The 26,352-nt window shown below is 62.8% G+C and carries 32 protein-coding genes and 3 pseudogenes; 21 read left to right on the forward strand and 14 right to left on the reverse strand.

Going from position 1 to position 26,352, the window contains the following annotated elements; genetic code table 11:
- Window positions 1-1,175: 1,175 nt before the first annotated feature.
- The 5 genes and pseudogenes from K8P63_RS05325 to K8P63_RS05345 form a co-directional block, all read right to left on the reverse strand.
- The gene (locus K8P63_RS05325; protein WP_223799745.1) at window positions 1,176-1,502 is read right to left on the reverse strand and encodes a phage portal protein; all 327 of its coding nucleotides are present in this window, start codon (window positions 1,500-1,502) and stop codon (window positions 1,176-1,178) included.
- A gap of 102 nt (window positions 1,503-1,604) precedes the next feature.
- A pseudogene (locus K8P63_RS05330) lies at window positions 1,605-2,150 on the reverse strand (IS6 family transposase); the annotation flags it as partial.
- A gap of 427 nt (window positions 2,151-2,577) precedes the next feature.
- Window positions 2,578-2,988 carry a c-type cytochrome gene (locus K8P63_RS05335; RefSeq protein ID WP_223798800.1) on the reverse strand — a complete coding sequence of 137 codons (411 nt, stop codon included), beginning with the start codon at window positions 2,986-2,988 and terminating at the stop codon, window positions 2,578-2,580.
- The gene (locus K8P63_RS05340) at window positions 2,978-3,379 is read right to left on the reverse strand and encodes a cytochrome c oxidase assembly protein (RefSeq protein ID WP_263282690.1); all 402 of its coding nucleotides are present in this window, start codon (window positions 3,377-3,379) and stop codon (window positions 2,978-2,980) included. The genes K8P63_RS05335 and K8P63_RS05340 overlap by 11 nt, the downstream gene beginning before the upstream one ends.
- A gap of 564 nt (window positions 3,380-3,943) precedes the next feature.
- Window positions 3,944-4,102, reverse strand: coding sequence for a hypothetical protein (locus K8P63_RS05345; protein WP_223798802.1), 159 nt, complete (start codon window positions 4,100-4,102; stop codon window positions 3,944-3,946).
- A 94-nt stretch (window positions 4,103-4,196) separates the two neighbouring features.
- On the opposite strand from K8P63_RS05345, the gene K8P63_RS05350 reads away from it, so the two are divergent.
- Window positions 4,197-4,337: a hypothetical protein gene (locus K8P63_RS05350; protein WP_223798803.1), complete on the forward strand. Its 141-nt coding sequence runs from the start codon at window positions 4,197-4,199 to the stop codon at window positions 4,335-4,337.
- Here the strand turns inward: K8P63_RS05350 and K8P63_RS05355 are convergent.
- Window positions 4,334-4,552, reverse strand: coding sequence for a hypothetical protein (locus tag K8P63_RS05355; RefSeq protein WP_223798804.1), 219 nt, complete (start codon window positions 4,550-4,552; stop codon window positions 4,334-4,336). The genes K8P63_RS05350 and K8P63_RS05355 overlap by 4 nt on opposite strands.
- A gap of 375 nt (window positions 4,553-4,927) precedes the next feature.
- On the opposite strand from K8P63_RS05355, the gene K8P63_RS05360 reads away from it, so the two are divergent.
- From K8P63_RS05360 to K8P63_RS05395, 8 genes and pseudogenes are all read left to right on the forward strand, one after another.
- Window positions 4,928-5,263 carry a hypothetical protein gene (locus K8P63_RS05360; protein ID WP_223798805.1) on the forward strand — a complete coding sequence of 112 codons (336 nt, stop codon included), beginning with the start codon at window positions 4,928-4,930 and terminating at the stop codon, window positions 5,261-5,263.
- Window positions 5,264-5,367: 104 nt separating this feature from the next.
- Window positions 5,368-5,541: a hypothetical protein gene (locus K8P63_RS05365; RefSeq protein WP_223798806.1), complete on the forward strand. Its 174-nt coding sequence runs from the start codon at window positions 5,368-5,370 to the stop codon at window positions 5,539-5,541.
- Between the two features lie 30 nt (window positions 5,542-5,571).
- On the forward strand, window positions 5,572-5,751 hold the full coding sequence (locus tag K8P63_RS20965) for a DUF6771 family protein (RefSeq protein ID WP_398288485.1): 180 nt from the start codon (window positions 5,572-5,574) through the stop codon (window positions 5,749-5,751).
- Between the two features lie 1,315 nt (window positions 5,752-7,066).
- Complete coding sequence (locus K8P63_RS05370) at window positions 7,067-7,435, forward strand: hypothetical protein (protein ID WP_223798807.1); 369 nt, start codon at window positions 7,067-7,069, stop codon at window positions 7,433-7,435.
- 79 nt (window positions 7,436-7,514) lie between these two features.
- Window positions 7,515-8,083 (forward strand): annotated as a pseudogene (locus K8P63_RS21075) (IS6 family transposase); the annotation flags it as partial.
- 199 nt (window positions 8,084-8,282) lie between these two features.
- Window positions 8,283-8,837: an RNA polymerase sigma factor gene (locus K8P63_RS05385; protein WP_223798809.1), complete on the forward strand. Its 555-nt coding sequence runs from the start codon at window positions 8,283-8,285 to the stop codon at window positions 8,835-8,837.
- A gap of 11 nt (window positions 8,838-8,848) precedes the next feature.
- Complete coding sequence (locus K8P63_RS20970; protein WP_223798810.1) at window positions 8,849-9,826, forward strand: FecR family protein; 978 nt, start codon at window positions 8,849-8,851, stop codon at window positions 9,824-9,826.
- A gap of 97 nt (window positions 9,827-9,923) precedes the next feature.
- Window positions 9,924-12,158: a TonB-dependent receptor gene (locus K8P63_RS05395; RefSeq protein ID WP_223799747.1), complete on the forward strand. Its 2,235-nt coding sequence runs from the start codon at window positions 9,924-9,926 to the stop codon at window positions 12,156-12,158.
- 22 nt (window positions 12,159-12,180) lie between these two features.
- Here the strand turns inward: K8P63_RS05395 and K8P63_RS05400 are convergent, their stop codons facing one another.
- Both K8P63_RS05400 and K8P63_RS05405 read right to left on the reverse strand, forming a co-directional pair.
- Window positions 12,181-12,558 carry a hypothetical protein gene (locus tag K8P63_RS05400; protein ID WP_317629351.1) on the reverse strand — a complete coding sequence of 126 codons (378 nt, stop codon included), beginning with the start codon at window positions 12,556-12,558 and terminating at the stop codon, window positions 12,181-12,183.
- A gap of 129 nt (window positions 12,559-12,687) precedes the next feature.
- Window positions 12,688-13,386 (reverse strand): outer membrane protein, encoded by a 699-nt coding sequence (locus K8P63_RS05405; RefSeq protein WP_223798811.1) that lies wholly within the window; start codon window positions 13,384-13,386, stop codon window positions 12,688-12,690.
- A gap of 133 nt (window positions 13,387-13,519) precedes the next feature.
- Here K8P63_RS05405 and K8P63_RS21080 point away from each other — a divergent pair.
- The 3 genes and pseudogenes from K8P63_RS21080 to K8P63_RS05420 form a co-directional block, all read left to right on the forward strand.
- Window positions 13,520-13,683, forward strand: a pseudogene (locus K8P63_RS21080) (IS6 family transposase); the annotation flags it as partial.
- Window positions 13,684-13,965: 282 nt separating this feature from the next.
- Window positions 13,966-14,259, forward strand: coding sequence for a hypothetical protein (locus K8P63_RS05415; protein WP_223798812.1), 294 nt, complete (start codon window positions 13,966-13,968; stop codon window positions 14,257-14,259).
- A 24-nt stretch (window positions 14,260-14,283) separates the two neighbouring features.
- The gene (locus tag K8P63_RS05420) at window positions 14,284-14,904 is read left to right on the forward strand and encodes a hypothetical protein (protein WP_223798813.1); all 621 of its coding nucleotides are present in this window, start codon (window positions 14,284-14,286) and stop codon (window positions 14,902-14,904) included.
- 111 nt (window positions 14,905-15,015) lie between these two features.
- On the opposite strand, the gene K8P63_RS05425 is transcribed toward K8P63_RS05420, so the two are convergent.
- Window positions 15,016-15,198 carry a CsbD family protein gene (locus K8P63_RS05425; protein WP_223798814.1) on the reverse strand — a complete coding sequence of 61 codons (183 nt, stop codon included), beginning with the start codon at window positions 15,196-15,198 and terminating at the stop codon, window positions 15,016-15,018.
- Between the two features lie 468 nt (window positions 15,199-15,666).
- On the opposite strand from K8P63_RS05425, the gene K8P63_RS05430 reads away from it, so the two are divergent.
- Window positions 15,667-16,440, forward strand: a complete 774-nt coding sequence (locus tag K8P63_RS05430) for a serine hydrolase domain-containing protein (RefSeq protein WP_223798815.1) — start codon at window positions 15,667-15,669, stop codon at window positions 16,438-16,440.
- Window positions 16,422-16,742, forward strand: coding sequence for a hypothetical protein (locus tag K8P63_RS05435; protein ID WP_223798816.1), 321 nt, complete (start codon window positions 16,422-16,424; stop codon window positions 16,740-16,742). Before K8P63_RS05430 ends, K8P63_RS05435 begins: the two co-directional genes overlap by 19 nt.
- 792 nt (window positions 16,743-17,534) lie before the next feature.
- On the opposite strand, the gene K8P63_RS05440 is transcribed toward K8P63_RS05435, so the two are convergent.
- Together K8P63_RS05440 and K8P63_RS05445 are read right to left on the reverse strand one after the other, a co-directional pair.
- The gene (locus K8P63_RS05440) at window positions 17,535-18,239 is read right to left on the reverse strand and encodes a class I SAM-dependent methyltransferase (protein WP_223798817.1); all 705 of its coding nucleotides are present in this window, start codon (window positions 18,237-18,239) and stop codon (window positions 17,535-17,537) included.
- A gap of 196 nt (window positions 18,240-18,435) precedes the next feature.
- A complete protein-coding gene (locus tag K8P63_RS05445) occupies window positions 18,436-18,795 on the reverse strand; it encodes a VOC family protein (RefSeq protein ID WP_223798818.1) in 360 nt (119 codons plus the stop codon).
- A gap of 113 nt (window positions 18,796-18,908) precedes the next feature.
- Here K8P63_RS05445 and K8P63_RS20975 point away from each other — a divergent pair, with 113 nt between their 5' ends.
- From K8P63_RS20975 to K8P63_RS05465, 5 genes are all read left to right on the forward strand, one after another.
- Window positions 18,909-19,172 (forward strand): MarR family transcriptional regulator, encoded by a 264-nt coding sequence (locus tag K8P63_RS20975; RefSeq protein WP_398288849.1) that lies wholly within the window; start codon window positions 18,909-18,911, stop codon window positions 19,170-19,172.
- A gap of 454 nt (window positions 19,173-19,626) precedes the next feature.
- Complete coding sequence (gene istA, locus K8P63_RS05450; RefSeq protein ID WP_223796967.1) at window positions 19,627-21,192, forward strand: IS21 family transposase; 1,566 nt, start codon at window positions 19,627-19,629, stop codon at window positions 21,190-21,192.
- Entirely contained in the window at window positions 21,125-21,859 is a 735-nt protein-coding gene (gene istB / locus K8P63_RS05455) for an IS21-like element helper ATPase IstB (RefSeq protein ID WP_223796966.1), read from the forward strand. The genes istA and istB overlap by 68 nt, the downstream gene beginning before the upstream one ends.
- A gap of 208 nt (window positions 21,860-22,067) precedes the next feature.
- Window positions 22,068-22,694: a phosphotransferase gene (locus K8P63_RS05460; protein ID WP_223798819.1), complete on the forward strand. Its 627-nt coding sequence runs from the start codon at window positions 22,068-22,070 to the stop codon at window positions 22,692-22,694.
- Window positions 22,691-23,251, forward strand: a complete 561-nt coding sequence (locus K8P63_RS05465) for a cysteine hydrolase family protein (protein ID WP_223798820.1) — start codon at window positions 22,691-22,693, stop codon at window positions 23,249-23,251. Before K8P63_RS05460 ends, K8P63_RS05465 begins: the two co-directional genes overlap by 4 nt.
- A 52-nt stretch (window positions 23,252-23,303) precedes the next feature.
- On the opposite strand, the gene K8P63_RS05470 is transcribed toward K8P63_RS05465, so the two are convergent.
- The 3 genes from K8P63_RS05470 to K8P63_RS05480 form a co-directional block, all read right to left on the reverse strand.
- Window positions 23,304-23,876 (reverse strand): cysteine hydrolase family protein, encoded by a 573-nt coding sequence (locus K8P63_RS05470; RefSeq protein WP_398288493.1) that lies wholly within the window; start codon window positions 23,874-23,876, stop codon window positions 23,304-23,306.
- Window positions 23,779-24,111 carry a hypothetical protein gene (locus K8P63_RS20980; protein WP_398288852.1) on the reverse strand — a complete coding sequence of 111 codons (333 nt, stop codon included), beginning with the start codon at window positions 24,109-24,111 and terminating at the stop codon, window positions 23,779-23,781. The genes K8P63_RS05470 and K8P63_RS20980 overlap by 98 nt, the downstream gene beginning before the upstream one ends.
- Before the next feature lie 261 nt (window positions 24,112-24,372).
- Complete coding sequence (locus K8P63_RS05480; RefSeq protein WP_223798822.1) at window positions 24,373-25,158, reverse strand: TrmB family transcriptional regulator; 786 nt, start codon at window positions 25,156-25,158, stop codon at window positions 24,373-24,375.
- Between the two features lie 138 nt (window positions 25,159-25,296).
- Here K8P63_RS05480 and K8P63_RS05485 point away from each other — a divergent pair, with 138 nt between their 5' ends.
- A complete protein-coding gene (locus K8P63_RS05485; protein WP_223798823.1) occupies window positions 25,297-25,641 on the forward strand; it encodes a Rid family hydrolase in 345 nt (114 codons plus the stop codon).
- A gap of 5 nt (window positions 25,642-25,646) precedes the next feature.
- Window positions 25,647-26,306 carry an MFS transporter gene (locus tag K8P63_RS05490; protein WP_223798824.1) on the forward strand — a complete coding sequence of 220 codons (660 nt, stop codon included), beginning with the start codon at window positions 25,647-25,649 and terminating at the stop codon, window positions 26,304-26,306.
- Window positions 26,307-26,352 lie beyond the last annotated feature (46 nt).

The following is a 26,352-nucleotide window of genomic DNA, read 5'->3' on the forward strand; positions in this document are numbered from 1 at the left end:
CGAGTATGCCAACCGGGCTCAGCGCCTTGACGCGCGACACGTCCGCGACCGAATCATTTCGCCTTTTCGGTCGCCAGCGCGTTTCCAACCAAATTGACCAGAAGGCTTGAGGAATACCGCCCTTGCTTCCCGTCCCCTCCGATCTTGCGCCGATGGAGGCGAAGACCGCGATGCGAGCAATAAGTAGAAATCGCGGTTATTTTGCGCGAATTCGCAGTGTTCCCGATTTGAACCTGACGCTAGAGGGAAAGCGATGCGCTTTCCAAATGGCTTTTCCGACAGCACGAACGGACGGATTGGATCGGCAAATTGGCTCGCTATGCCAGGGCCGACCGACGCCTTCCGGTCGATCCGATCGACATCTACGACCGTATCCGGTTGACCTCGGGCGGAGACGCCGAAATGCTCCATGCGCTGCAGGCGGCATTGGAGGAGTGGAACGGGGGTGAGCCGTACCGGCTAGACCGCGACCAAGGCGCTCCGCGTGCGCGAAGGTAGATAAAGCAGCCCACTGGGCTAGCCTGCGGGCGGCGGCGGTACGCAGCAGGATTGCGTGCTATGCTTCAACCGGTCTCGACGCGCGTCGAGTTGATCGGCTACGGTTCGGAATGGTCGTTGGAAGATGAGACTGCCGGGTCAGGCCCCACTTATGGAGCGTGCTTTCGAGCTTGCTCGCTCTGGCTCTGTTTATTCGTTCGGTCCGCTTGCGGACCAAATGGTTCGGGAGGGATATCCGCGAGCCAGCCTAACAGCAGTCGGCCCGATGACCCGGAAGCAGCTAAATCGGGAATGTGCCGCGGCTCGGGGACGGACCGCCCACGGTGTGTAGCCGATGCGGCTCGACTCTCGGTACGGGAACCGTTCGGTCTCCGGGTCTGTGAAGGCACTGCCCCACGTTAAGTCGCTGACCTTGGCGATGTCCTAGGATGGTCTATGACCAAACCCCCACGCGATCGCATCAGCAACCCAGCCAAGGTGTGCTTTGCGCTCTGCGCACTCCTGATGTTCGTCGTCGTAGGGTTGGGCGCCTACTTCGTCGTTGGCAGCCCTGAGACGCGACAGGGGTCGCTCGGCCCGCTGGTCGAGAGCGCGCCACGTTCCGATCCGGCGCCGCTACGGATGCGTCCAGAAGGACATTAAAGCAGATACGACAAAGCCCGCCGAACGGGCGGGCTCTAATTCGGGCATGTCTTAGACTTCGTCGCGCAAACCAGCAACGAAACGGCGGCTCCACGCGGTTCGAGGGAGGTCTGCGCTACTGGGCATTGACCATGCTGGCGCCGTGGCGCCGAGAACTGCATGTTGATGTAATCGGGCTCCAAAATCTGCAGCTGGAAGGGGACAGGCAGCCCATCCGACGCGCGGCGCCAACGCCGGCGCGCGAGAACGGCGCCGCTGATGACGATCGTGCGCGCGGCCTGCAGCTGAAGGCCACAGAAGTTGTGCCGGCCGGCCGCGTCGCATGCCGTGCTGTCGAAATGAGCCCGTGCGAGCTTCGTCAGCGCGTCCTCGACCTTGCCGTCGCGATAAACCTGAAAGGGATTTTGTCAGTCTAATGCGAACTCGTCTCCAGACGATGCACCTGGGTCTTTGAGGCTGGCAGCCTAGCTGGCGAGGATCTGCCACTCGGCCAGGGCGGCCGAGCGGCGGAGCTTGTAAGTCTGGCGATCGACGAGGTGGCGTTCGAGATTGAAGTGGTTGCTGACGTTGGCGTGGACCGAGGCAAACTTCTGAAGCGTCTTCGTCCGCCGGAACCGCAGCATCGCCCGCTCTCGTCGTCGGAATGACAGGTGGCTGTTCTCCACGCGGTTGTTGGTATGCCGCCCCATCTCCTGCCGGTCGCCGTTGCCGAGCTCACGCATCGCGGCCTGATATGATCTCAAACCATCCGCGGTGATCCGCTCAGGCGAGCCGTTGCGCTTCAGCGCCTTCTTCATGAAGGCGAGCGCTGCCTTTTTGTCCCTCGTTTTCGTCACGTAGCTTTCGAGGATCTCTCCCTCGTGATCGACCGCTCGCCAGAGGTAGTGGGTCTCACCGTTGATCTTCACGAACACCTCGTCGAGATGCCAGCGCCACTGCCGGAAGCCACGCATGTAGCTCACCCTCTGCTGCCGCACTTCGCTGGCCAACATCGGACCAAATCTGTTCCACTAGAACGCTGGACAAGAGGTTCGGTGTCAGCCGCGCAAAAATCGAAGCGACCGTCGGTAAGGCGGGGGGGTGAGCGCAGACGCAGTCACCCGTGCCGCGCGATACCTCGCCTTTGTCGTTGGCAAGGCCCACGCCGGGCGAATGAACGCGACGCAGCGCATCTCTGGAGGCGCACGCTGCTCGACCATCGGGGTCCGGGATCGACGCGCTGACCTGACTCTGGCGCGCGGTCGTCGATTTGTCCGCGTCGCATGAAGCCGGCTGTCCCGAGCATTCCGGCGGTATGCCCGCCAAGATGTCGGTTAGCCAACCGACAGGTGATCCGCGACTTAGTGAGCAGGTGGCCTGCACGGCCTACGGCCGGATCAAGTGATAGTAATTCGAACATGGATAGCAGTGGTGCGCGCCGGCACGCCTGCCAGGGCTTTAGCGCCGCAGCGTGTACAGATAGGCTGCGATATCGCGCGCATCGCGCTCGCCGAGATCCTGATCTGGCATACCGCTACCCAGAGCGATCTGCTGGGGGTGGCGCAGCCACAGCAGCATGTCGTCGGGCGTATTTGCCAAGCGCCCCGCGATCTCGGCGCGAACGGCAACGTCCGTGAGCGAGGGACCAACCTTGCCGGCGGTTCCGCAAACCGAAGAAAATCGATGGCACGCGCTGCAGCCTACCCGGTCGACAGCAATCTCGCCTGCTGCGACATGCCCGCCAGTCATGGTTTTGGCCTGCGTGCGTGCCGTTTGCTGATCCTGCCGTTCGATGAAATAGACAGAGAAGGGCGCGGCTAAAGCGGCAAGGGCAAAGAGCATGATCACGAAGCGCAGGTTAGCGGGCATCAGCGGTCGCTCCTGCGTACCGGTTCGGGCTCAACACGGCCTTGACCATTACAAGCGCGACGGCGGCATGAACCAGTCCGCCCGGCACCCACATGATGAGCCCCGCAAGCTGCTGATCTTCCGCGGGGGTCAAACCGAACGGCGCCATCCCAAGCCGCGCGTAGCCAGCGTACCAAGGGCTTTGCGAGAAGGCCATCAGGGCGCCAAGCGCGCCCGAGATGATCGAGGTCGCGAACAGACACAACGCCGCGACCGCACGCGCGCCGGTTTGTCTCGGCCGACCTCCGTGATGGCCGATCATCGCGCTCCAGAAGAGGAGCGCGCTTAGCAGAAAGGACAAATGCTGGACGGCGTGCCATCCCTCGTTAGCGAGAGCGCGGTCGAACAGCACAGGCGCATGCCAGAGCCAGAGCGCGGCTGCCCGCAGCGTGCTGCTCGAAAAACAGCGCATTTCCTCAAGAGTGCGACATCCGCCAGCCATGAAAATAGCGCATCATTTTGACCCGGTCCGGTCGGCTTGAGAGCCTTGAACCATGCAATGAATGCATCAGGATCACGGGGCACTACAGCAGCCTGATCAACAATCTCGCCGCGCAGTTCGCGCGGATAGGCCCCTCCAATCGATGCATCCGCCGATCCCGATCGAGCGCCGTGAGCGCAACGCCCGAAATAAAACCATGCACGAAATTATGGTTCGTCGACGACATGGGGAGGAATAGCATTAATAGGTTTGCCCTGTCCGCGCCCCTGCCGGCCTGTGGATGCGTTGCTCAGTTGGCGACCGCCGTTGCCCACCTCGACGAAGCAATCGCGGTATCGGCGTGTGCAATATCAGCGCTTCTTGCCCGCCGCCTTGGAACCATTGTTGGGAACTCCGCCGGACTTTTTCACGGACGCCATAGGCGGCTTCTTGGCTGGATCACCGTCGGTCATAGCTGGGGTATCCTGGGGCGATTTATTTTTGGCCGTCCTGGTCGTGCTCCTTTTCGTATTTGGCGGCATCCTCTGCCGTACTGGTTGATGTTCTCGGCTTAACGCCTTGAACTTGCAGCTCAATGTCTTTGCGCGGATCCCCACCGCCTTCATTCGAATTTGCTTCTTCAACTTCCGACATCTGAAATCTCCCGTGCTTGCCTACTTGAACGGCCCGCGCGCGCTTTCGGGGCCGACAGCGGGTCGGACAACCGCCGAAGAGTATGATGGCTAAAATGATCGACACGCGGGATACGTGGTGCATTTTGCGGACGTCGGGCCAGCACACGCTGGCCTTGGTCAATGCGCTGCGCCCGGCCGGCTTTGATTATGTCGTGGCCTTCAACGTGCTGACGGGATCGGCACCGGCGAGCTAATGGGACAGACGGGGACGGTTGCCCTCGCCACCACGCGGTGAAAGCTGATGCTTTCCGACGAACTCGGCGAGCCGCGTCGGCGTCCGCGTGATCGGGTCGCCCCAGATCCACTTCGCCGCCGCCGCGCCGATCGCGGCGATGGTGATGTCGGCCGAGCGCTGCCAGCATAGGCGAACAGCGCCGTATAGGTCTTCGGGCCATCTTCCATCGATCATACCCGCATAGTAGCCGGCGCGCGAAAGCGCTCGCTGGCTATGCCGTTCCAGTCGATCGTTTCAGATCTCCGATAATCTAAGTGAGGGATCGGGGATGACGCCGCCGGTATGCCCATTGTGCTTCTTGGCCTCTGGACACAGGGCCAAAGTGGCGCCGCGAGCTGCCGCTCGGCGTCTTACCGAGTACCCCGCCCCTCGTAGCGGAACGCCTAGCCCCGCCGGCCCGGATCAACGCCGGCGGGGAAGTTTACTATCCAGGTCAGTGACATAATGACCGTGTGTGTGCGATGGACGACCATCCCCGGCAGGCCCCGGATCTCCCGAAGCGGCGCCCCGCAGTCCCCCGACCGCGGGGCGCGTTCAAAACTAATTTAAGTGAGAGCAACGGGCGGAGACGCGCGCCATAAAGTTGCAGCAGATCATGGTTACTCGGTCGCTTCGAAAGAAGTTTTTCACTCAACGCTGTTCGACGAGCACGCATGGGATATCTTGCTGATCCTCTATATCGCCTTTGGCGAAGGCTTCATGGTCAGCAAGGAGGAAGTTGCCGAACTAACCAGCACGCGCCTTTCGATGCTCGACCGATGGCTCAATATCCTGACATCTCAACTCATTATCCGGGAATCGGGGTGGCCTCACGCGCATCTCGAATTAAGTTCTGACGCCCGAGACCGCATGAGCCATCTGCTTCTCGAAGCAGTAGTTTCGTAGCCAGAAAACAGGTCGGCCTGACGCCCTTTAACATAGGTTGGTTTCGGCAGGCCTGCTTTTGCTATCGGCGTGTCATACAATTTGCGGGGGAGATGAGCGCTCATATGATCGACTTGAAGGCTCTCGTATTAATGAAAGAGGCAATCGATCTACTCGATGCGTCCGGCACGATGAGGCTCACCGCGTGTCATCTGCAACTCGCGATCGACACCTTTGAGAGCGAGTTAGCTGCTGCCGATGCGGTCTCATCGAAGGATATGGACGCGACAATGCCTTGACGATATGTTCCACTGATGTTCTCATAGGGCATGTCTCGAATCGATCCTGTCAGTGCCCTCCTGAACGCTCCAACATGGGCATTGCTCGGCCTTGCCGTGAAGGATGCTCGCCTACGTGAGCGTTCCGCCAATACTGTGGCCGCCACGATGCTAGCCAAGCTCGATGGAGACGATCGACCTGATCCTTGTCAGTTAGGGTTCGTGCTGTGATCGTATGGCTGACGCCGCCCGCGATCATGTTGGCCAGTCTGTTGGCACACTCGGCCTATGTGCGATTTATCAAAAATCGCTGCTCATAGCGGCACCGCCTGTCCCCACGCGGTGATTGTCAGCAGCATACCAATTTGGTGGAAGTTCGAGCTTGCAGGTGGGCGAACGATCTCCCGAGTGTTCCCCGCCATATCTACTGTGCGACTTGCTGGAACCGAACGATCAAGAAGGTGCGCCCTCGGATCGCTGTACGTGACGATCCCCCCACGAACGAGCTTCGGTTAACGTGGCGTCAGAACGAGAATGGAAGCGCTTAGTCAGCCGCTTCAAAACTTGACGGGGGTTCCGCGAAGGGCTCTCGTGAACTTACTCACGCCGCGAACTTAACGGGTCAACGCTATCGCCCACCGAGTTAGCCGTATTGTCGCTGCGAAAATTGCAACGAGCGAAACCACCGCAACCATCCCGACGATAGCCGCATCTTTGATCGTCAGCGGCCGCTGTAAGCGATCTTCATCGTCGGTCATGCCGCGACCGTATCATCCGTACGAACGGTTCGCCAAGGTCTAATGGTGCGCTGCAGCGGATAGCCAAGTTTTACGCCAACTCTGCCTAAAATTGATGATTTTCGCCAAGGCGCAGGGTCGGTCAACTTAATCGATGTCGCTACTCACCTGCCGAATTTGATGGCGATCATTGAATATTTCAGAGAGGGCCCAGTATCGCAGCAGATCGAACGCATCATCCGCGAAGTACAGGTCTTCACGGCACGGGACACACACGATGCGGTTCGGGATAGAGTTAACGGTCCCTGACCTCTGCTGACAGATCATCCACGCCGCAACGATACATGCGTTGCCTGACAGTCTCTTTAGTTTTCTCGTGGGCCATCCGAAGGCGATCGATCCAAAGCCGCTATGACAAATTGTGCGGGGGGTCCTGTTCCTACACGATTTTGACCGAACCCCCTTCGTCTTGGAGGCAATGCGTTGGCAGCAAAATGCCGGTCTGTTCCGAGGAAGCCGATGACCCGATGGCGCTCTAAAATGCTAACCAGGGCTTGCCTCCGATCTTGACGCCGCGGGGATGGAATCCTGGAAAGGCAAACATGCGATTAACTTTGCCACAGGTGGGTTATTCCTGAGAAAGCGATACGGACTTTTTGGGTCTGTTCGGCGCATTTTTGATCCGCATCTCCGCAGGGGTTTCGACTAGAAAGTGATCCCTAATCTAAATTATTGGAATATAAATCAGGCTTATCGCTCCCGATCGCATCTTCGGGCGTTCTTACACCCTGATACCAGAAAGGATCGTCATGAAGATCATTAGAAATATTTCCATTTCACTCGTCGCCATGAGCTTTGCGGCCGGCGCGGTTGCACAGACCGGTTCTGCGGGAACAGCGAGCCCGAGCGGCGCTCAAAGCGGCGCGACGGGCTCCACGGGCTCAGGCGGCTTGGGCTCGACCGGAACCGGCGCTGGCGGCAAGGGCGGAAGCGGCATGGGCGGAGGTGGTATGGGCACCGCCAACAAGGGTAGCGCTGGCATGGGCGCAACCAGCAGCGGCATGCATAAAAAATCCTCGAAGTCGACGGGCTCCAAGGCCAACCACAGGTCTGGAAGCATGCCGCAGGGCACGGACTCGCTCAGCGAAACGACGACCGACGGCTCGACGCCTCGCTGAACTTAACGTCGCCGGCCGTTCCACATGGGATGGTCGGCGATGATGCTGTCAGATTAAATACACCGCTCGGTGAGGAGAGCTGGGCGGGGGGCTAGATACCTCGTCCTCGCAAGCCACAGAGCCGTTCCGCTACTTCAACTCGTCACCCAAGGTGATCCGCCTCGTGGTGATGATGTATGTGCGGTTCCCGCTGTCGCTGCGGAACGTCGAGAACCTGCTATCCGAGCGCGGGATCGACATCTGCCATGAGCCGGTGCGACATTGGTGGAAACGCTTCGGTCCGATGTTTGCGGGCAATATCCGTCGGCAGCGGGTGTCTCGCATGCGGAGCTTCCGCCATTGGCGCTGGCACCTCGACGAGATGTACGTGAAGCTCAACGGTGAGATGGTCTACCTCCGTCGATCACGAGGGCGAGATCCCTCGAAAGCTACGTCACCAAAGGGCGCGACAAGGGCGCAGCGCTTCGCTTCATGAAGAAGGCGCTAAAGCGCAACGGCTCACCTGAGCGGATCACTACGGATGGTCTAAGATCCTACCAGGCAGCCATGCGAGAACTCGGTGACGGCAAGCGACAGGAGGTCCGGCGGCATACCAACAACCGCGTGGAGAACAGCCATCTGCCGTCCCGACGACGAGAGCGGGCGATGTGAGCTGCTGCCGCTTCCGGTCTTAGGATCACTCTCATACTGCTAAGACACCGGCGGACTGACACGTCCTCATATCGCGATGAGCATCCGGCAAGGATTGACCAGGCGCCGATCACGCTCCTATTCCCGATGCCGAACTGATGGAGCAATATGCGCGGATCGCGCGAAGCTCTCTGCGTTGCTAAGAGAGCAGGAGATTATGGCAAGCGGGCTGCTCGGAGCCTTCCTCGATCTACGCTCGGCGCTGCTGCGTTATCTGATGACGCGCGGCGCATCGCCGGATGAGGCGGAGGACATTCTTCAGGACGTCTCGCTCAAGCTGTCCAGCGACGTGACGGGACCGATCGAACAGCCGCGCGCTTATCTCTATCGCATGACTAACAATCATTTCCTGCTGCACCGGCGCACAGCGTGTCGTCGGACGCGCCGCGAGGAGGATTGGGTCGATGCGCGTAGCGGCGATCCGCCCGAGATTGACGATGCACCATCAGCCGAAGCACGGCTCATGGCGAGTCAACAGCTAGCGATCCTGCAGCGTGTGCTGGACGGCCTGCCCGAGCGGACCCGGCACATTTTCCGCCGTTTTCGTGTGGAGGGCGAGCCTCAGCGGCAGATCGCAGCCGATATCGGCATCAGCGTGAGCGCGGTCGAGAAGCACCTCGCCCGCGCCTATGAGGCAATTTTGGCGACGAGGGTCCAGCTGGATGGGGACATGACCGCCCCGCGGCATCTCAAGGACGAGGGAGGCCTGTGATGGAGTCCGGGATGACGGATAGCCTACGGCTGCGCGCGATCGAATGGCATATTCGATTGCAACATGGCGACGACGCGACTTGGGAGGCATTCGCGGCTTGGCTGGCCGAAGATTCGGCGCACCAACACGCTTATGACGAGATCGAGCGCACCGATCTTGCGATCGAGCCGCTCCTCGCCGACGTCGCGTTTCGCGAGGCCGCGAACGATGCCGGCGAACCCGAGGACCTCGGGGAGAACGGCGTGGCTTCGCACGACCGCTCCGCGGTCCGGCGATGGAGCATCACGGGCGGTGCGCTCGCCGCCGGGATCGCAGCCGCGATCGTCGTCGCGCCGCAATTCCAATCGAGCCGTTACCGCGTCGAGACCGGCCCAGGCGAACGGCGGGAGTTCGCGCTCGACGCGTCGACGCGGATCATCCTCAACGGCGCGACGCGGATGACGCTCGATCACAAGGATCCGCGCTTCGCCGCGCTGGACCGCGGTGAAGCACTTTTCCGCGTGCGGCACGATCCAGCGCGGCCCTTCCGTGTCCAGGTTGGCGAGGCTCATGTCGAAGATGTCGGCACGGTCTTCGACATCATCCGAGACGGCCGGGAAACTCGGGTCGCGGTTGCCGAAGGCTCGGTCCGCTATGCGGCGGGAGGGACGTCGACCCCGCTCGGCGCCGGCCAAGCGATCGTTGATCGCGGCGGCGTCGTCCAGCTTGCCGAGGTCTCGCGCGCTGCGGTGGGCGGGTGGCAAGGGGGTCGCCTGATCTATTCAGGGCAGTCCCTCTCCCAAGTGGCGGCTGATCTCTCGCGCTTTCTCGGCACCGACATCGTCGTGTCCTCCTTGCTCGCCGACCGCCCCTTTTCTGGGGCGATCGTCCTTGATCCGCGCGCATCCGCGGCGGACCAGAGGCAGCGACTGGCCGTGGCGCTGGACGTCGCGCTCGAAGTTGGGACACAGGGCTGGACGATGAAGCCACCTGCTCGTGCGGGTCGCTGATCGGGCGGCGTGCGCAGCGATTGCTTTCGCCCAGCTCAGCCTGAGCGGCGCCGCTTATGCACGGGACGCCGCTATTCTGCCGGGAAGACTGGGCGACGTGGTTGCCGCGCTCGGCGCACAAACCGGAACGACTATCACCGTTCCCGACCCTGGGGTCGCGGCGCGCCATTCCTCGGGCGTACGCGTCGTTCTCCAACTGCGCGCAGCACTCGCGCAGGCGCTGAGCGGCGCCGATGCCGAAGCCGTTTTCTACGACAGCCGGACGGTTCGGATCGTAGCGCGACGGCCCCCGCCGCCTCCGCCGTTCAGGGTCGCACCTGCCCTTGCTCCGGAACCTTCCCCGGAGATCATCGTCACAGCCAGCAAACAGGCGCTGACGCGAGACACCTATCCGGGCTCCGTCACCCTCACCCAATTGTCGCCCGGCTGGACGACAAGTCATGCCGGTGAAGGCACGGCTGCGATCATAAGACTTCTGCCAACACTCGCCTCGACCAATCTCGGCCCGGGCCGCAACAAGCTGTTTATCCGCGGCATTGCCGACAGCAGCTTCAATGGGCCGACGCAGTCGACCGTGGGTCAGTATCTCGGCGACGTCCGCCTCACCTACAATGCGCCCGACCCGGATCTCAACCTGTACGACATGAAGCGGGTCGAGGTGCTCGTTGGGCCGCAGGGGACCCTATATGGCGCCGGATCGCTGGGTGGTGTCATCCGGCTCGTGCCCAACAGCCCCGACCTGAGCGCCTTTTCCACCACAATGTCTGCAGGCGTCTCGGCCACCCAGGCCGGCGGCATCGGACGCGATGGCGCAGGTACGCTCAACATTCCGTTGCTCGACGGTCGGCTTGGCGTCCGCTTCGTTGTGTTTGGAACGCGACAGGCGGGCTATATCGACGACCCCAGTCGAGCGCCCGCAAACATCAACAATACGCTTTCTTACGGAGAGCGATTCTCACTGCGCGCGGCCTTGGCGGACTGGACGATCGACCTGGGCTTCGTCGCGCAGAACATTACCGATCAGGACGGCCAATATGTGGTGCGGGGTGATCCTCCGCTGACCCGTGCGGAGGCGATCGCGCAGCCGTTTCATAACGACTATCGCCTGGGCTATATCACAGTGCGCCACCCGGTCGGCGCTGGCGAGCTGGTCTCGACCACCTCGGTCGCCCGCCACGACCTGACGACGGTGTTCGACGCGACCGCCCAGGACGGCAACAGCGCACCCGCGCGCTTCGAGGAAGCCAACGACATTACTCTCATCTCGCACGAAACGCGGCTGTCGGGCGGCGGCGGCCGGGCACCGTGGGTCGGCGGCGTCACTGCGTTGTTCAGTTCCAGCATGCTGTCGCGCACGCTCGGGCCACTCGCCGAGCAACAACGCATCGCCGGCGTCGTCAACATTCAGGCGGAGGCCGCACTGTTCGGTCAGATGTCACGACCGCTCGGACGGACGCTGACTGGCACGATCGGCGGCCGAATCACTTTCGCGAACAGCACCGGCATCCTCATCAACGAAAAGGCTGCTCTTGGCGAACATTCGTCGCGCGATACCCTGCGCTTTTCCAGCACGCTCGCGCTCGACTGGCATCCCGGCGGCCCACTTTCCGCGTTCTTCCACTATCAGCAGGGTTATCGTGCTGGTGGGCTCGCGGTGGCGCCATCCGGTTCAGGGATCGCCAGCCAGCGCTTCACGACCGACGCGCTCAACATGAACGAGCTCGGCTTGCGGTTGGGAGACGAGGCTCGCGATCACTTGTCACTCCGTGCGGCCTTATTCTACGCGGACTGGAACGACATCCAGGCCGATCTCGTCGATAGCGCGGGCTTGCCCTATACCTCCAATGTCGGGCGGGGACGGTTGTTTGGGCTCGACGGCCAGTTCACTTGGCAGCTCTCACCTGGGCTGACCCTGCGAATGGCGGCATTCCTCAACGACAGCCGTCTCGTCAGGCCCGCGGCGGCATTCGCGACGAGCGGCGAACAGAGCCTGCCGAATATAGCGCATGGCGGCGCGCGCATTAGTCTAGACTGGCGACGCGAGATCAGCGATCGGGCAAACCTAAGCGGCAGCTTTTCGGTCCGGTATGTCGGCAAATCGCGGCTTGGGGTCGGGCCCTATCTCGACATCCCGCAAGGTGGTTACGCCGTCACTGCAGCCGGGGTCCGGGTCGACTTCGCGCAGGTTGGCGTCGCGCTTGACCTAAATAATCTCGCCAACATCCGCGCCAACAGCTTTGCGTTCGGCAATCCCTTTACCGTCGGCGAGCGTGATCAAATGACTCCGCTCAAGCCCCGGACGATCCGGCTCGGCCTCAACGCGCGCTTTTGACGCCCTTCGCACAAGCGGCGGACTATTGGCCGCGCGGATCAGCCTCGGGCTGGTCTACCCGCTCGAAATAGATCGGTACGCCATCGGCACCGCGGCAGTCGCCGCTGCGCCGCCCGCAAGCGTCTCCCATCTGCCTGTCGCGTTGTGCGGCTTTGCGCATCCTGCGACCGCCGTTGCGGTCAGCCTCGTCCTGGCTGGTGGTAGTCCAGTCGATTGCCTTCGACGTTGCCTTTACCGGGAGCGTGGCGACGTCCCAGGCGACGCAACCCCCTAGCGGAAGCGGCAATGCGGCGGTCACCAGAACGAGACCGGGCGACAGGCCATTGCTCATCGATCGGGTCGCGGCGGATACGATGGCCGCGACAATCGATGGTTGTGAGGAATGTTGGGTTGATTTCATCGTCGGAAGCCTTTCGCTGTCTGTGAGACACCGCTGCGGCTGGTACGGCGAAGACCCGCGCCACCGATTGAGTATCTTCGCCGCCCCGGCCGGAGTTTGGCCGGGGCGGTAGCGGAACCTGTCTGTTCCTCAGAACGTGTAGCGTACGCCGACCAGACCGGAGAGGCTCGAAAGCTTGGGCTTGAAGGTCGTGTCGACGCCCAGGTTCTCGCCCTTGAACTTCATGCCGCTGATCCGCGTATAGCGACCGCCCACCTCGAGCGTGGTGTGAGGCGCGACGTTCAAGCCAACGCCCGCATCGGCATGGAGCAGGAGGCCATATTTTTTGCCATTGAAGCTGCTTGAGTTGCCGGAGACGGTGTCGATGCTCGACAGGTTTGACTCTACCCGCGCGATGCCCGCACCGCCGCCGATATAAGGTGTAACGAGACGGCTTACGGGGATATCGACGAAGCCGGAGAGAAGAACGCTGAAGACTTTCGCGCGTCCGGCGGAAGAGACGCCGTCGCCGCTCGACTTGTTACGATCGAGCTTGAGATCCGAGTAACCGATCGTCTGCTCAAGCCGGAACATTCCGAAATCATAACCGCCGCCAATCTCGCCGGTCAGCCCGGCCTTGTACTTGGCGTCCTTCTTGAGAACCGATGAATCGATATCGAGCTTGCCTTTGTTGGCGACGGTTCCACCGACACGGCCGACGACATAGAACCCTTTAGTCGGGCCTGCGTGATCGTCAGTGGAACCTGCGTCCGACTGAGCGATGGCGGGCCCCGCCGCTGACAAGGTGAGAAACACGGCTATCATCGTGCGCGAGGTAAGCTGCAACATGTATGTCCTTTCGGCGGATCTGCCGATCCGAAGGGAGCGGCTTCCGACCTGAGACACCGTGAACCGGGCATCGCCTCATCAGGCGCTGTTAGAACCAATTCCCCTCGCTATAGACGGGGGCTAAGCTTGCGGAATGCGCTGCTACAAGCCCCGGTCCGCGAGCCCTTTTCGCTACTTCACTCCTCGCCTGAGGTGATCCGGCTGGTGGGCCTGACGTATGTGCGGTTCCCACTATCGCTGCGGAACATCGAGGATCTGCTGTTCGAGCGCGGGATGGATGTGAGCCACGAGACGATCTGTTCGCCCGACACGGACCGCCCGTGCATATCAGATCCGATAACGGCGCAGAATTTACCGCCAATGTTGTGCGCGAGTGGCTCGGTCGGATCACCCCAGCAGGGCGACCATGTTCGCCGGGACCCTAACTTACCAGGCGAACCACCCTAGCAGGGCAGGCCACCGCTGACCCACTTCTCGTTCTGATTCCGAAACTTTTGGGTGTTGGGTAGCTCTCATTCGACCGGATGGCTCGAACCTTGGGCTTTTGCGTTGTGTCGGCCTTAGGAAGGGAGCCATGCAATGAAGACATTCCTTATTGCCGCCGTCGTCGCGTCCATCACTACCGGAGCTGCGCAAGCCGGATCTCATAATCCGGCGATCAAGGACCCCAAGGTCGGTGAGACCTCGGTCGCCGCGAAAGGCGCAAATTCCTTCACGGAATCCCAGGCCAAAGGCCGGATCGAGAAGGCCGGCTATACCAACGTCAGCAAGCTCGTGAAAAATCCCAACGGCGTTTGGCAGGGCTCGGCGACCAAGGACGGACAGAACGTCCTGATCGGCCTCGACTATCGCGGCAACGTCATCACCCGCTGAGCTTTAAGACCATAGGAGAGTAGCATGTCGAAGACCGTAAGCCGCCTGTTCGATCATTATTCGGACGCGACCAACGCTGTGGCAGATGTCGAAGCGCTCGGCATCCCGCACGACGATATCAGCCTCGTGGCCAACAATGCCCATGGCCAGCATGGCACGCAGGACCATGAGGGCGTCAACGAGCACGGCGATGTGTCCCGTGGCGTATCGGCGGGCGCGGTCCTGGGCGGCGCGGGCGGCCTGCTGGCCGGTTTAGGGCTGCTGGCAATTCCGGGTCTGGGTCCAATCGTCGCCGCTGGGTGGTTGGCCGCGACAGCTGCAGGCGCCGGTATCGGCGCGGCTGGTGGAGCTGCGACCGGCTCGATCGTCGGCGCGCTGAAGAATGCCGGCCATAGCGACGAGGAAGCTCATTTCTATTCGGAAGGTGTTCGCCGTGGCGGCACGCTGGTTAGCGTCAAGGCGCCTGACGGCCAAGTCGCCTATGTCGAGGAAACGCTGGATCGGAACAAGTCGGTCGACGTCGCGACGCGCCATGCCGCATATCGTGAAGCCGGCTGGGAACGCTTTGACGAGGCCGCCTCGCCCTACACTACTGAGGAAATCGAGCGGGAGCGGGCGCCTTACGCTCCGACGGCGCGCTACTGATGCGAAAAGCCGGGCGGCAGCGCCGCCCGGCCATATCGATCTACGGCAGATAGCAGAAGCCCCGGCCCGGAAGGTCCGAGGCGACGCTTTTCAGTCAGAAAGGATTGCGTCTTAGATCTTGTCGCCGAGAGCGCCTTTTACGCTGCCTTTCACGTCCTGACCCGTGCCCTTCAGCTGCTGGGCATCGCCCTTGGCTTCGAGATCGGCGTTGCCGGTCGCCTTGCCAGCCGCTTCCTTGACACCGCCAGCCAGCTTGTTGCCGGCAGCCTTCAGCTTGTCAGTGGTCTCGCCCATGATCGTCTCCATCATCGGCGGCGAATCGCCGCGTCGGGATACAACTGTTGGGCGGGCGGTGCCGTTCCTATACCGTCATGTGGTCGTCACGTCTAGCGAAGTCCGTTCTGCGGCCTTCGCCCCACTCGCCTTATCTGTAAACAGTCGCTCGGATGCTGTCAGACCAAATGCACCGCTCGGTAAGGAGGGCTGGGTAGGGGGGGCTAGATGCCTCGTCCTTGCAAGCCACGCGGTGGCGGCAGGTGAAGCTGCTCGCGAAAGAGCGCTCCGGCAAAAAATAAATGAGCGGCTGCTTGTCTGATACAGCCATCCGCGCTGAGTGGCCGACGACGGGCCGAGCTCGCCGACGCGTACCGATTTGGTCGAGGCGGTATATTGCGGCCTTCCTGCGGGTTCGTTCGAAAAGGGGCTGACGACCGACGGAGGACGATGCTACCGCGCAGCGCGCGGGCATTGTTGGGGAACGCGATGAGGGGGCGTGAAGCTTGCGGGTTTGTTGCGTTGGTGGGGCTGGCATCCGCCGCCATTCCATCGGAGACGCCCAACCTGGAGGCGGTGCTCGCGAGTTGGGACGGCGACGAACATCCTGCCCTTCGCGGCGTCGTAATCGTACACGGCGGTCGTCGCATTGCGGAGCGATACTACAATGGTGCTTCCGCGACCGAACTTCACGATATCCGATCGGCCGGCAAGAGCGTCACTGCGCTGCTTGTAGGCATCGCCATTGATCACGGGGAGATCAAGTCTGTTGATGATCCAGTGGCGCGGCACTGGCGGGAAGCCGCCAGCAGCGCCATCGGCGTGGTCCCTCTCCGCGACGTGCTATCGATGCGCTCTGGCTTGGCGGCGTTCGATGAAGACCCTGCCTCGCCCGGCAACGAAGATCGGATGGATGCGTCGAGCAATCCCATAGCCTTCGTCCGCCAGGTGCCATCGGGCGACGCGCCCGGCACGCGGTATCGCTACAATTCGGCGACGGCCTATACTGCCGGCGTGGTGGTCGCGAAAGCGACCAGGGAGAAGATGAGCAACTTCGCCCGCGCGCGGCTATTCCGGCCGCTGGGGATCACCTGCTGGGAATGGCAGAGCGACACTTCCGGGATGACGAAGGGACAGGGCAATCTCTTGCTGACTACGCGCGATCTCGCCGCGATTGGCGAGCTGGTCCGAAACAACGGGCGAACCGGGGGCGCCAGATCGTCAGCGCCAGTTGGGTCGCGTCGATGCTGGCGCCGCGCGTGAGCATTGGGGCGGATGGCCCTTATGCCGATCAGTACGGCTATTTCTGGTCTCGCAAGGTCCAGCAGATCGCCGGCAAGGCGATACCAGTGTCGTTCGCATCGGGGAACGGCGGGAACAAGATCTACGTGATTCCGGCCTGCCGCCTCGTGGTTGCCATCACCTCTTCCGCCTATGGCCACGGCTATGGCCAGCGGAGATCGGAGGCGGTCTCAAGGAGCGTACTTGCGGCCGAAGCTCAGGCTGGCGAGTGCCGGACCAATGACTTAAAACCAATATTGAACACCCAATTCCAAGCTGAATGAACGGTCAAAGTCGAGGAGCTGAAAACCACCCGCGAATGATTGCAACTGGCTCGTACCGGCAGACCTACCGGCGGCTTGCGTTTGGTTATGGCCTTTCAGAAGCCAACCAATCGACCCTTGTGGCGGTGAAGCCGAGATCGTTAAGCTATCGGGATGAGCATGTCCTCGGCCCTCCTGGCTTTTCTGCTGACGACCTCCAAGCCCGCAACCGCGAGGTGCTCGCCAGGCTCGTCCAACGCTTCCGCACCAGCCGGGGGAGAGACTTACATCCGGAGCGCGGAGGCGGAATGGGCGGCGTCCGTTGCCCGTGGCGGTGAGGCGGCGTTTCTCAGGCGCTTCACCTCTGATGATTTCGCCGCGATCCTGGAGGCAAGGTTCTGACCCGCGCGGCCTTGATAGCGGAAGCGGAAAGGAGAGGCCCGGGCACGGCAACGGACAAGCTGGAGATCCTGCGGGTCCATTTGTTCGGTTCGATGGCGATCGCCGAAGGATCGGAAATCTGGTCCGAAGGCGGTCACCAAACGAGGATCGTCTGGTCTGATCTTTGGACCACATGTGGAGGGAGTTGGCGTCTCGTGACCTCCACTTCGCGTGGCTCGGAGATGAAAACGCATGGAGTAGCGATACCTCAGCCGCGGAGGGCGACACACTGACGATCCGATTGCAACCCTTTGAGGGATCGGCACTCGCGTGACGGCGATTTTGATCAGCGCTTTCCCTGCTAAAAACTAGAAGCGGGCATCCGAGATCGGCAGTGTCTTTCGTGAACGGACGACCGGACGTGGGTCTTCCCTACTGTGGCTTGCGGAATCGGTATAGAAATTGATCTGTTCGCCCGCGGATTGAGGGGTCGAAGACGTTCTTGTCGTGTGGGTCGGCCGGGTTGGCGAGGACGGTGCTTTGTCCATCGAACAAGAAGCCTGCCGCGGTGACCTCGGCCTTCACGGTGGCAGGATCTATCCGATGAAGCGTATCGGTCTGGCTCAAGCCCGAACCCGCTGCTGCGACGTGATCGAGGATGACGAAGACGCCGCCAGGCTTGAGGGCTGCATAGATCTTCCGGTTCAGCGCTGCGACGTCGGCCGGCCCCATGAACGGGTCATGCAGGTCATGGTAGTTCTGCCGGATGAAGACCGCGTCTAGGCCACCGGGCAGCGTCGCGCCGTCAATCGGATCGGTCATGAGCTTAATGTTGCCGTAGCCGGGCTGTGCGGACAACCCCGTCATCATGCCCATAACCTGCGGATGCACCTTGACGACCTCGGCCGGCTCGATCGCGTAAATCACCCCGGCAGGCCCAACCGATTGGCTCAGCGCGCGGGTGAACCGACCGGCGACGATCTCGGCGACGTGAAAGCCGGGACGCACTCCCATGAAGGCTATCACCTCTGGCCCCTTGTAAATGGGGTTGGTCAGCGCATCGCCGCGGCTCTCATCGACCGCCGCTTGACCGCTCTTGGCTTCCTGCGCCGCCAGAGGCGACTGGGTTGCGAGCACGGCTACAGCGAACGCCGCAAGGCTTAGGCAACAGCGCATGCTGCTAGTCCTCAACCGGCCTCACCGTAATGGTCGGCCAACACACCAGTGTTTTGCACGTGTAGAGCACCTGAGCAATAGGCAATTAGTGGGCTCGGCGATAGGAAGAGACCGACGGATCGTAGCTCCGGCGGACACAGGGCCGATCGCAAGACAGTCAGCGGCTTGATAAAATGAAGCCATTGCCGTCCGGGTCACGAAAACGGGCGAAAGTGCCCCAAGGATGCTTCTCCGGCGGGCTGATATCCACCCCTCGCTCACTGAGCTGCCGATAGGTGTAGTCAACATCGTCGCAGTGGAATGATCCGTTGAAGAAGGTGCCGATGCGATCTTCGTGCCCTTCAGGCGTGAACAGGACAATGTCGGTCTGCGCGCCGGGGATGCCGAGCTCAATCCAGCGCTGCGCGCCCATCGGCTGATCGGTTTTGATGCGGAAGCCCATCTTCTCTGTCCAGAAGGCGAGCGCGCGATCCTGGTCCGAAGTGGCAATACCGGCGAACTTGAGATGCTTGATCATGATGACCTCCTCCCGCCTTCGTACCGGTCCGGCTTGCGGCCGCGAAGCAGAGCAATCATTGCTATAGCATGATAGATCATCGTCAGATCGATGCTTACGTGCTGGACACCCTCATGCGTGACCTCATTGGGCACGACCGACGCCCCTCGGCCTACCTAGCCTACTTAGCGATCCTGAGCGTCGGAGGGGGAAGGCCAGTGACCGTGAGCCATCAGCAGCTTGCCGAACGGATCGGCCTTTCCAAGCGTGCCGTGCAAGACGCGGTCGCCCATCTCCAGCAGCGTGGGTTACTGCGCATTACCCGACGAGGTCGGACCGAGCCTGCATTGGTGGAGCCGCTCACGCCTTGGCGTTGGGAAGCGAAGCCGCCTTCATGAACAAGTGTCTGCTATGAAAGTCGTAAGGTGGCTCGAACGGCCGGCTCTGGGTCCGGCCGGCCTTTTTGGCCGGTCGTCCTGTGAGGTCGCTCATTCCCACCACTCCGTCCTCGATGCGCAGTTTCGGGACAAAGCAATTGGAACGGGTTTTGGGAAAGGGCTCCTCGAGGGCACCACCAGTGCGATCAACGAGCCTGCCTCCTCGGCGAAACCTTCCCAAACGGGAAGCCTCAGGGTGATGATCTTGATAGGTTGGCAGGATGGATGGTCTGCCCCTCTCAGGCGGTCGCAGCACGAGCGGCGTGGTTCGGATCGTTGATACGGTGCGCCGTCCGATCATGCTGTGAATCGGCCTGCAATGTTGACCCCGTTCGGGGCTGATCGGCGTGCAAAATTGACCCCCCTGAACTGAGCGGTTCACGCCCGGCGCTTTGCGCAGGAGCGGTCGGGGAGAATGCTGGTCGTGGAGACGGTGGCGCGCATCCGGCGCGAGTTCTACGTCAAGGGTAAGAGCATCAAGGAGATCGTGCGCGACCTGCGGGTGTCGCGGAACACGGTGCGCAAGGTGCTGCGGTCCGGCGAGACGGACTTCTCCTACGAGCGGACGGTGCAGCCGCTGCCGAAGCTTGGGCCATGGTCGGCGGATCTCGAGCGGCTGCTGGAGGCCAACGAGCGCAAGCAGCGGCGCGAGCGCCTGACGCTGGTCCGGGTGTACGAGGAGCTTCAGGGGCTAGGCTACCGTGGCGGCTACGATGCCGTTCGCCGCTATGCCACGGCATGGCAGCGTGAGCGGTCGGCGGTCACGGCGGCGGCCTACGTGCCGCTGAGCTTTGCGCCGGGCGAGGCCTACCAGTTCGACTGGAGCCATGAGGTCGTCGTCATGGCGGGCGTGACGACGACGGTGAAGGTCGCGCACATGCGGCTCTGCCACAGTCGGATGTTCTTCGTGCGGGCCTACCCGCGCGAGAGCCAGGAGATGGTGTTCGACGCCCACGACCGGGCGTTCGCCTTCTTCGGCGGCGCCTGTCAGCGCGGCATCTACGACAACATGAAGACCGCGGTGGACGCCATCTTCGTCGGTCGTGAGCGGCGCTACAACCGGCGCTTCCAGCAGATGTGCGGCCACTACCTGGTCGAGCCGGTGGCATGCACGCCGGCATCGGGCTGGGAGAAGGGGCAGGTCGAGAACCAGGTCGGGCTGGTGCGCGAGCGCTTCTTCACGCCGCGGCTGCGCTTCAGGAGCTACGACGAGCTCAACGCCTGGCTGCTCGACCGCTGCACCGTCCATGCCCAGCGTGCCGCGCATCCCGAGCTCAGGGACTGCACGGTCCAGCAGGTGTTCGAGGCGGCCGACCGGCCTGCGCTCATCGCCTACCGCGGACCCTTTGACGGCTTCCACGCCCTGCCAGCGGCGGTGTCGAAGACGCTGCTGGTCCGCTTCGACTACAATAAATACTCGGTGCACGCGAAGGCGGCGGGGCGCCCGGTCGAGGTGCACGCCTATGCCGAGCGCATCGTCATCCGGCAGGAGGGCGAGGTCGTCGGCGAGCATGCCCGGCGCTTCGGCCGCGACCAGACGGTCTACGACCCGTGGCACTATGTGCCCGTCCTGGCACGCAAGCCCGGCGCGTTGAGGAACGGCGCCCCCTTCAAGGACTGGCCGCTGCCGGTGGCGCTGGAACGCGTCAGGCGGAGGCTGGCGGGCCATGCCGACGGCGACCGCCAGATGGTGGGCATCCTGGCGGCGGTGACGACGGACGGGCTGGATGCCGTTGAGGCGGCCTGTGCCGAGGCGCTCGCCGGCGGCACCGTCAGCCGCGACGTCGTGCTCAACGTGCTCACCCGCCAGCGCCAGACCGCCGCTCCCGCCACCATCGCCACGCCCGAGGCTCTGCGGCTCGGCCGCGAGCCCGTCGCCGACTGCGCCCGCTACGACAGCCTGAGGAGGTCCTATGGAACGTCACGCCATCCTGGAGATGATGGGAACGCTGAAGCTCGTCGGCATGCGCCATGCCTATGACGAGGTCGTCGCCGATGCCGTGAAGCGGCAGCACTCCGCTCAGCGCGTCGTCGGCGACCTGCTCAAGGCCGAGATAGACGAGAAGCAGGCCCGCTCCATCCGCTACCAGATGACGACCGCCAAGCTGCCGCTCGCCAAGGAGCTCGCCGACTTCGACTTCGCCGGCACCGGCATCAACGAAGGCCTGGTCCGCGATCTCGGCACGGGTGCCTTCCTCGAGGCGCAGCGCAACGTCGTGCTGGTCGGCGGCACCGGGACGGGCAAGACGCATCTCGCCATCGCCATGGGGCGTGCCTGCGTCCGGGCCGGAGCGAGGGTCCGCTTCTACAACACCGTCGACCTCGTGAACCAGCTCGAGGCCGAGGCCCGTGCCGGGCGCCCTGGGCGCATCGCCGACCACCTGTCGCGGCTCGACCTCGTCATCCTCGACGAGCTTGGCTACCTGCCCTTCGCGCTCTCGGGCGGCCAGCTGCTCTTCCACCTCGTCAGCAAGCTCTACGAACGGACCTCAGTGGTGGTGACGACCAACCTTGCCTTCGGCGAGTGGCCCACGGTCTTCGGCGACGCCAAGATGACGACCGCGCTCCTCGACCGGCTCACCCACCACTGTGACATCGTCGAGACCGGCAACGAGAGCTGGCGCTTCAAGAACCGCGAAGCCGCCTGAAACCCTTCCCCCGGACCCCCATCCCCCGGGTTGACCCGGTGGGTCCACAGGCACCTCCCACGGCCGTCACCGCCTGCGCTCGTGGCGGCGCGCGGCGCCGGCCGTGGGGCCCTCCTGTGGACTACCGGGACAACCCGGCTGCCCATCAGAAAAGGGGGTCAAAGTTGCACGCCGATACGGGGTCAACTTCCCGAGCCGATTGACAATCATGCGCGACGCAGCGTTTGGCCATGCCTGCCTGCTCCACCTTGAGAGCACTGGCTTCCACCATGCGCCTCGGCTCCTGGGCATAGATGATGCTGGGCGCGAAATTCTGTCGTTCATTCCGGGCGTCGTGCCCTCTGATCTGGGGCCATACTCGGACGAACAGCTCGCAGCAGCCGCCAACCTGCTTCGCCGCTTTCACGATGCCACGGCCGCCATGCCAGCGGTCCGGGCGGGCGGGTTCGAGGTAGCGTGCCATAACGACTGGGCTCCGACCAACACCGTCTTCGTGGGCGATATGCCAGCGGCGATGATCGACTTCGATACGGCACAGCCGGGGGAGAGGCTGTGGGATTTGGGGTACTCCGCTTTCACTTGGCTCGACCTAGGCAATGACGATCATGCCCCTGCCGAGCAGGTGCGCCGCCTAGGTGTGTTTGCAGCGGGCTACGGACATGCGGGATGTAGCGTGTCGCGGATCGCCGTATACGCCCTGACGCGGCAGGCAGCGCTTGCCGCGTCCACCCGTGCGCGGGGGAAGATCGAGATCGCAGAATGGGCGGCTTCTTGTGCCGATTGGACCGCCCTGAACATCGTGGAACGTCTGTTGCCGACCGGCTATTCACAATGATTGGCCAAGACGCCGGGGTAATCGATATGGGTAAGCGGGCTTTGTTGGTGGTGGACATGCAGCAAGGACTCTTTGCCGGCCCGCGTCATGATGCTGATGGCTTGCTTGAGCGGCTCAATGAACTGGCCGGCCGTCTTCGGGCGAAGGGCACGCCGATCATCTTCATCCAGCATTGCGGACCGGAGGACAATGACCTTCATCCCTCGCAGCCCGGTCACGCTATCCATCATGCCCTTACCGTGGAGGCGTCGGATACGATTATCACCAAAGCCTCTTGCGATGCTTTTTTGGGGACCACTCTCGCGGACACCCTTGCCGAGGCTGAGGTCACCGAGTTGATCGTGACGGGGTGCGCGACGGACTTCTGCGTCGACACCACTGTCCGAAGCGCGTTGGCACTTGGGTATAAGACGATCGTTCCCGAAGACGGTCATACGACCGGCGATCGTCCCTATCTGTCCGCGCAGAAGGTCATCGAGCATCACAACGCCGTTTGGGCCAACTTCATCTCGCCTGTAGGACCAGCGCAGCTTACTCGCTGCGAACGGATCACCTGATCCCATTCCCGTTTGACCATCGTTGTCGTGAATGGCGTGCCGCCCGTTTATGTCACCAGCGGACAGCCGATGACGGGACGACCCGAACCGCTTTCGATCCCGCATCGAACCCCGACAGGAGTCGATTGTGGTGGTCGATTATCTGTTCAGCGGTGAGCGGTCCAAGATCGGCAGTAGTGTGGCCGTCTTCGGGGAGCGTCACGTCGAACCCCATCGAGACGGCGCGCCGGGTAGTGGTATCGACACAGAATTGCGTCACGCACCCCCCGATCACGAGCTGGTCTATACCCAGGGCTTCCAGGCGCTCGCCCAGGTCCGTGTCGTGGAAGGCATCGCAGCTCCGCTTGTGGACGATCGCCGTGTCAGGCGAAGGCTCAACCTCACTTCGGAAGTGCCAGCCAGCCGTCCCGACTTCCAAGCGATGCCCGGCGTCGCCGTCGTGCTGGACGAGGACGACGGGGAGGCCGGCCGCTTCAGCTTTGCGCTTCAGCTCACCGAGGCGACCGGCCACTTCGCTGAACTTGGCGTCAATATCGGGCTGTCGATCCAGATCGGCCAACCCGGCGAGGATCGCCTGTTGCATGTCGATGATGAGGAGGGCCGTCGTCATTGCTTGTTGATCCATACTGCCATGCCAAGGGAACGGGGCGCGACGGGTTCAAATCCGAACTGTGCATAGAGGCGGTGAGCCTCCCCGTCTGCCATGAGACTGACGTGGACCTCCGCCGGAGCGTTCGCCTCGATATGCGCCATGAGTGTTGCCATAACCACCTTCCCGAGCCCGTGCCCTGATGCTCAGGATCGACCGCGATATCCACGACGTGAAGGAACAGGGCTTTATCCCCGACAATGCGACCCATGCCGATCGTCTGACCTTCATGGGCAAATACGGTGTTGGGGAGGCCGGCTTCGGCAGTGGCGACACTCCGGGGCGTAAGGCCGCAGATGCGGCGCAAGCGCCGGTAATCCTCGATTTCGGGGGTTTGCTGATGCGCCGTGTAACCAGCAGGAAGATGCACGCCGTTCACCTGTTCTCGCGATCGGCTCCTCCTAGCCGGATGCTCACCGATGGGAACGGGCGATCAGCAATTCCCGATCAACGATCCTTTAGGGAATGGCGATCAAGCTCGCAGGAGGGCTTCCACGACGCCAGGATCGTGACGCAACGCCTCGAAGCGAGCCTCGCCCATGTCATCGATCAGGAGGCGGCCAAGCACGTCGGCCTTCACATATTCGATGCCGAGCAGACCGATGACCGAGTTGGCGGTGGAGATCGCCTCCACGCTTCCGCCGGCATGAAACTCCGCGACCAGGGCACGCTCCCGATCGGCGACGATCACGGACAGACGCCGCCCGTGGAGGCGTTCGACGGCGCTTCGGCCGCATAGGGTCAGATCGTAGGTTGCCGGCCCGTCCAGCGCGGCGGTGCCGTAGATCGCCACATGCACCGCGCACCCCCGCCGCGCCGCCGCTTCGAGCGCCGGGCGGAGGTCGGACAACTCGCCGTCCCATAAGGCCGCGAACACCGTGCGGGTCGCGCCCGCGATCAGCGCGTCGCCGGCCGACAACACGGTATCGCGGTCCCGCAGCGACCAGACCTGCCCCGCATCCGGCATCGCCGGCAGGCTGGCGAAGGTCGATGCGGCCATGTCGTGCGCGCGCTCGAACTTGCGGCGTGCCGCCTCGAGAACGGCTTCGTAGGCGAGCGCGGCATAGGTGACGGGCTCGCCTCGCTCGACCAGCGCGGCACCCTTCTCGGTGAGGCGGGCCAGCGTGTCGTAAATCTTGGACGCGGGCACCCCCGATGCCTTCGCTACCTCGTGGCCGTTCATGGGCGACCGGGCCAGCAGCGCGCAGTAGGCGCGCGCTTCGTATTGTCCGAAGCCGAGCTGTGCGAGCGCCGCCAAGGCATCGTCGGAAAGGGCAGTGGGGGTCATGCGACGCCTATACCACAACGCGAGTAAGCGTTATACACCACCGAGGTAGTGTAGAGACTCGGAGGAACGATGCACCGCATTTCGACAGGCTCCCAGTGGGAGGCCAGGATGGGTTACTCGCGCGCCGTCGTGGCGGGCGGGCTGGTGTTCATCTCCGCGACGGCGGCGACCGACGCAACGGGCGCGCTTGTCGGTAAGGGCGACGTGTACGCGCAGACGCGGACGATCTTCGACAAGCTGGCAGCGGTGTTGGCCGAGGCTGGCTCGGCGATCGAGTGGGTGGTGCAGACCCGCGTCTACATCACCGACGTGTCCCGTTGGGAGGAAGTCGGCCGCGCCCATGGCGAGGCCTTCGCCGGCCATGGCCCCGCGCTGTCGCTGGTGCATGTGAAGCCGTTCGTCGATCCCGACATGCTGGTGGAGATCGAGATGGTAGCCGCTGTCAACGAATGAGCGGCATGGCCGATAAGCCAGCGTCGGCGCGCCTGCTGCTGCTGGCGATCCTCGCCGGCACGGCGATGGCGAGCAACTATGTGCTGCAACCCGTGCTGCCGGAGGTTGCGCGATCCTTCCCGGCATCGCCGTGGATCACCAGCCTGGCGGCCGGCGCCGGGCCGCTGGGCTACATGCTGGGGCTGGTTCTGCTCGTGCCTTTGGGCGATGGCCTCTCCATTCGGACGCTGGTGGCTGTACAGGCGGTCGCGCTCGCGGCGGTGCTGGCGCTGGCGGCGGTCACGACGATCGAGCCCTTGTTCCTTGCCGCTCTGCTGCTCGGGGGCATGGCCTCCAGGGTGACGGCGCATTGCATCGCGCTGGCGGGGCGCGTCCGTCCGGAGGCGCAGGGCCGAGCGGTAGGAACGGTCGTCATGGGTGTTTCGGCCGGCATTCTCGCCGGCCGGGTGCTTTCGGGCGCGCTTGCTACGTCGTTCGGGTGGCGTGCGCCGTTGGCGATGATTGCCGGGCTCACCGCGCTTGGCGGTTTCGGCATCGTCCTCGCCGTGCCCACTATGCCGGCGTCGGACACGCTAATGAGGGTGCCCGACCTCTTATTGGCCGTCCCCAAGGCACACGCCTCCAATCCCGAATTACGGCGAGCCACGTTGGTCGGATGCTGCTGATTCGCGGCGTTCAGCAGCTTTTGGACGGCGCTTTCCCTTCACCTGT

Source organism: Sphingomonas nostoxanthinifaciens (genome assembly GCF_019930585.1).
GTDB classification, from domain to species: domain Bacteria; phylum Pseudomonadota; class Alphaproteobacteria; order Sphingomonadales; family Sphingomonadaceae; genus Sphingomonas_I; species Sphingomonas_I nostoxanthinifaciens.

Excerpts from the sequence above, each read along its gene's own strand:
- K8P63_RS20980 (WP_398288852.1), bottom strand. The coding sequence starts at position 24,111 with ATGGGTCGCATTGTCGGGGATAAAGCCCTGTTCCTTCACGTCGTGGAT.
- K8P63_RS05350 (WP_223798803.1), top strand. The coding sequence starts at position 4,197 with ATGATCGACACGCGGGATACGTGGTGCATTTTGCGGACGTCGGGCCAG.
- K8P63_RS05460 (WP_223798819.1), top strand. The coding sequence starts at position 22,068 with ATGCGCGACGCAGCGTTTGGCCATGCCTGCCTGCTCCACCTTGAGAGC.
- K8P63_RS05445 (WP_223798818.1), bottom strand. The coding sequence starts at position 18,795 with ATGATCAAGCATCTCAAGTTCGCCGGTATTGCCACTTCGGACCAGGAT.
- K8P63_RS20975 (WP_398288849.1), top strand. The coding sequence starts at position 18,909 with ATGCGTGACCTCATTGGGCACGACCGACGCCCCTCGGCCTACCTAGCC.
- K8P63_RS20970 (WP_223798810.1), top strand. The coding sequence starts at position 8,849 with ATGACGGATAGCCTACGGCTGCGCGCGATCGAATGGCATATTCGATTG.
- K8P63_RS05490 (WP_223798824.1), top strand. The coding sequence starts at position 25,647 with ATGGCCGATAAGCCAGCGTCGGCGCGCCTGCTGCTGCTGGCGATCCTC.
- K8P63_RS05345 (WP_223798802.1), bottom strand. The coding sequence starts at position 4,102 with ATGTCGGAAGTTGAAGAAGCAAATTCGAATGAAGGCGGTGGGGATCCG.
- K8P63_RS05400 (WP_317629351.1), bottom strand. The coding sequence starts at position 12,558 with ATGAAATCAACCCAACATTCCTCACAACCATCGATTGTCGCGGCCATC.
- K8P63_RS05405 (WP_223798811.1), bottom strand. The coding sequence starts at position 13,386 with ATGTTGCAGCTTACCTCGCGCACGATGATAGCCGTGTTTCTCACCTTG.
- istA (WP_223796967.1), top strand. The coding sequence starts at position 19,627 with ATGCTGGTCGTGGAGACGGTGGCGCGCATCCGGCGCGAGTTCTACGTC.
- K8P63_RS05365 (WP_223798806.1), top strand. The coding sequence starts at position 5,368 with ATGATCGACTTGAAGGCTCTCGTATTAATGAAAGAGGCAATCGATCTA.
- K8P63_RS20965 (WP_398288485.1), top strand. The coding sequence starts at position 5,572 with ATGTCTCGAATCGATCCTGTCAGTGCCCTCCTGAACGCTCCAACATGG.
- K8P63_RS05335 (WP_223798800.1), bottom strand. The coding sequence starts at position 2,988 with ATGCCCGCTAACCTGCGCTTCGTGATCATGCTCTTTGCCCTTGCCGCT.
- K8P63_RS05470 (WP_398288493.1), bottom strand. The coding sequence starts at position 23,876 with ATGGATCAACAAGCAATGACGACGGCCCTCCTCATCATCGACATGCAA.
- K8P63_RS05435 (WP_223798816.1), top strand. The coding sequence starts at position 16,422 with ATGCTGGCGCCGCGCGTGAGCATTGGGGCGGATGGCCCTTATGCCGAT.
- K8P63_RS05415 (WP_223798812.1), top strand. The coding sequence starts at position 13,966 with ATGAAGACATTCCTTATTGCCGCCGTCGTCGCGTCCATCACTACCGGA.
- istB (WP_223796966.1), top strand. The coding sequence starts at position 21,125 with ATGGAACGTCACGCCATCCTGGAGATGATGGGAACGCTGAAGCTCGTC.
- K8P63_RS05485 (WP_223798823.1), top strand. The coding sequence starts at position 25,297 with ATGGGTTACTCGCGCGCCGTCGTGGCGGGCGGGCTGGTGTTCATCTCC.
- K8P63_RS05355 (WP_223798804.1), bottom strand. The coding sequence starts at position 4,552 with ATGATCGATGGAAGATGGCCCGAAGACCTATACGGCGCTGTTCGCCTA.
- K8P63_RS05420 (WP_223798813.1), top strand. The coding sequence starts at position 14,284 with ATGTCGAAGACCGTAAGCCGCCTGTTCGATCATTATTCGGACGCGACC.
- K8P63_RS05465 (WP_223798820.1), top strand. The coding sequence starts at position 22,691 with ATGATTGGCCAAGACGCCGGGGTAATCGATATGGGTAAGCGGGCTTTG.
- K8P63_RS05430 (WP_223798815.1), top strand. The coding sequence starts at position 15,667 with ATGAGGGGGCGTGAAGCTTGCGGGTTTGTTGCGTTGGTGGGGCTGGCA.
- K8P63_RS05370 (WP_223798807.1), top strand. The coding sequence starts at position 7,067 with ATGAAGATCATTAGAAATATTTCCATTTCACTCGTCGCCATGAGCTTT.
- K8P63_RS05385 (WP_223798809.1), top strand. The coding sequence starts at position 8,283 with ATGGCAAGCGGGCTGCTCGGAGCCTTCCTCGATCTACGCTCGGCGCTG.
- K8P63_RS05425 (WP_223798814.1), bottom strand. The coding sequence starts at position 15,198 with ATGGGCGAGACCACTGACAAGCTGAAGGCTGCCGGCAACAAGCTGGCT.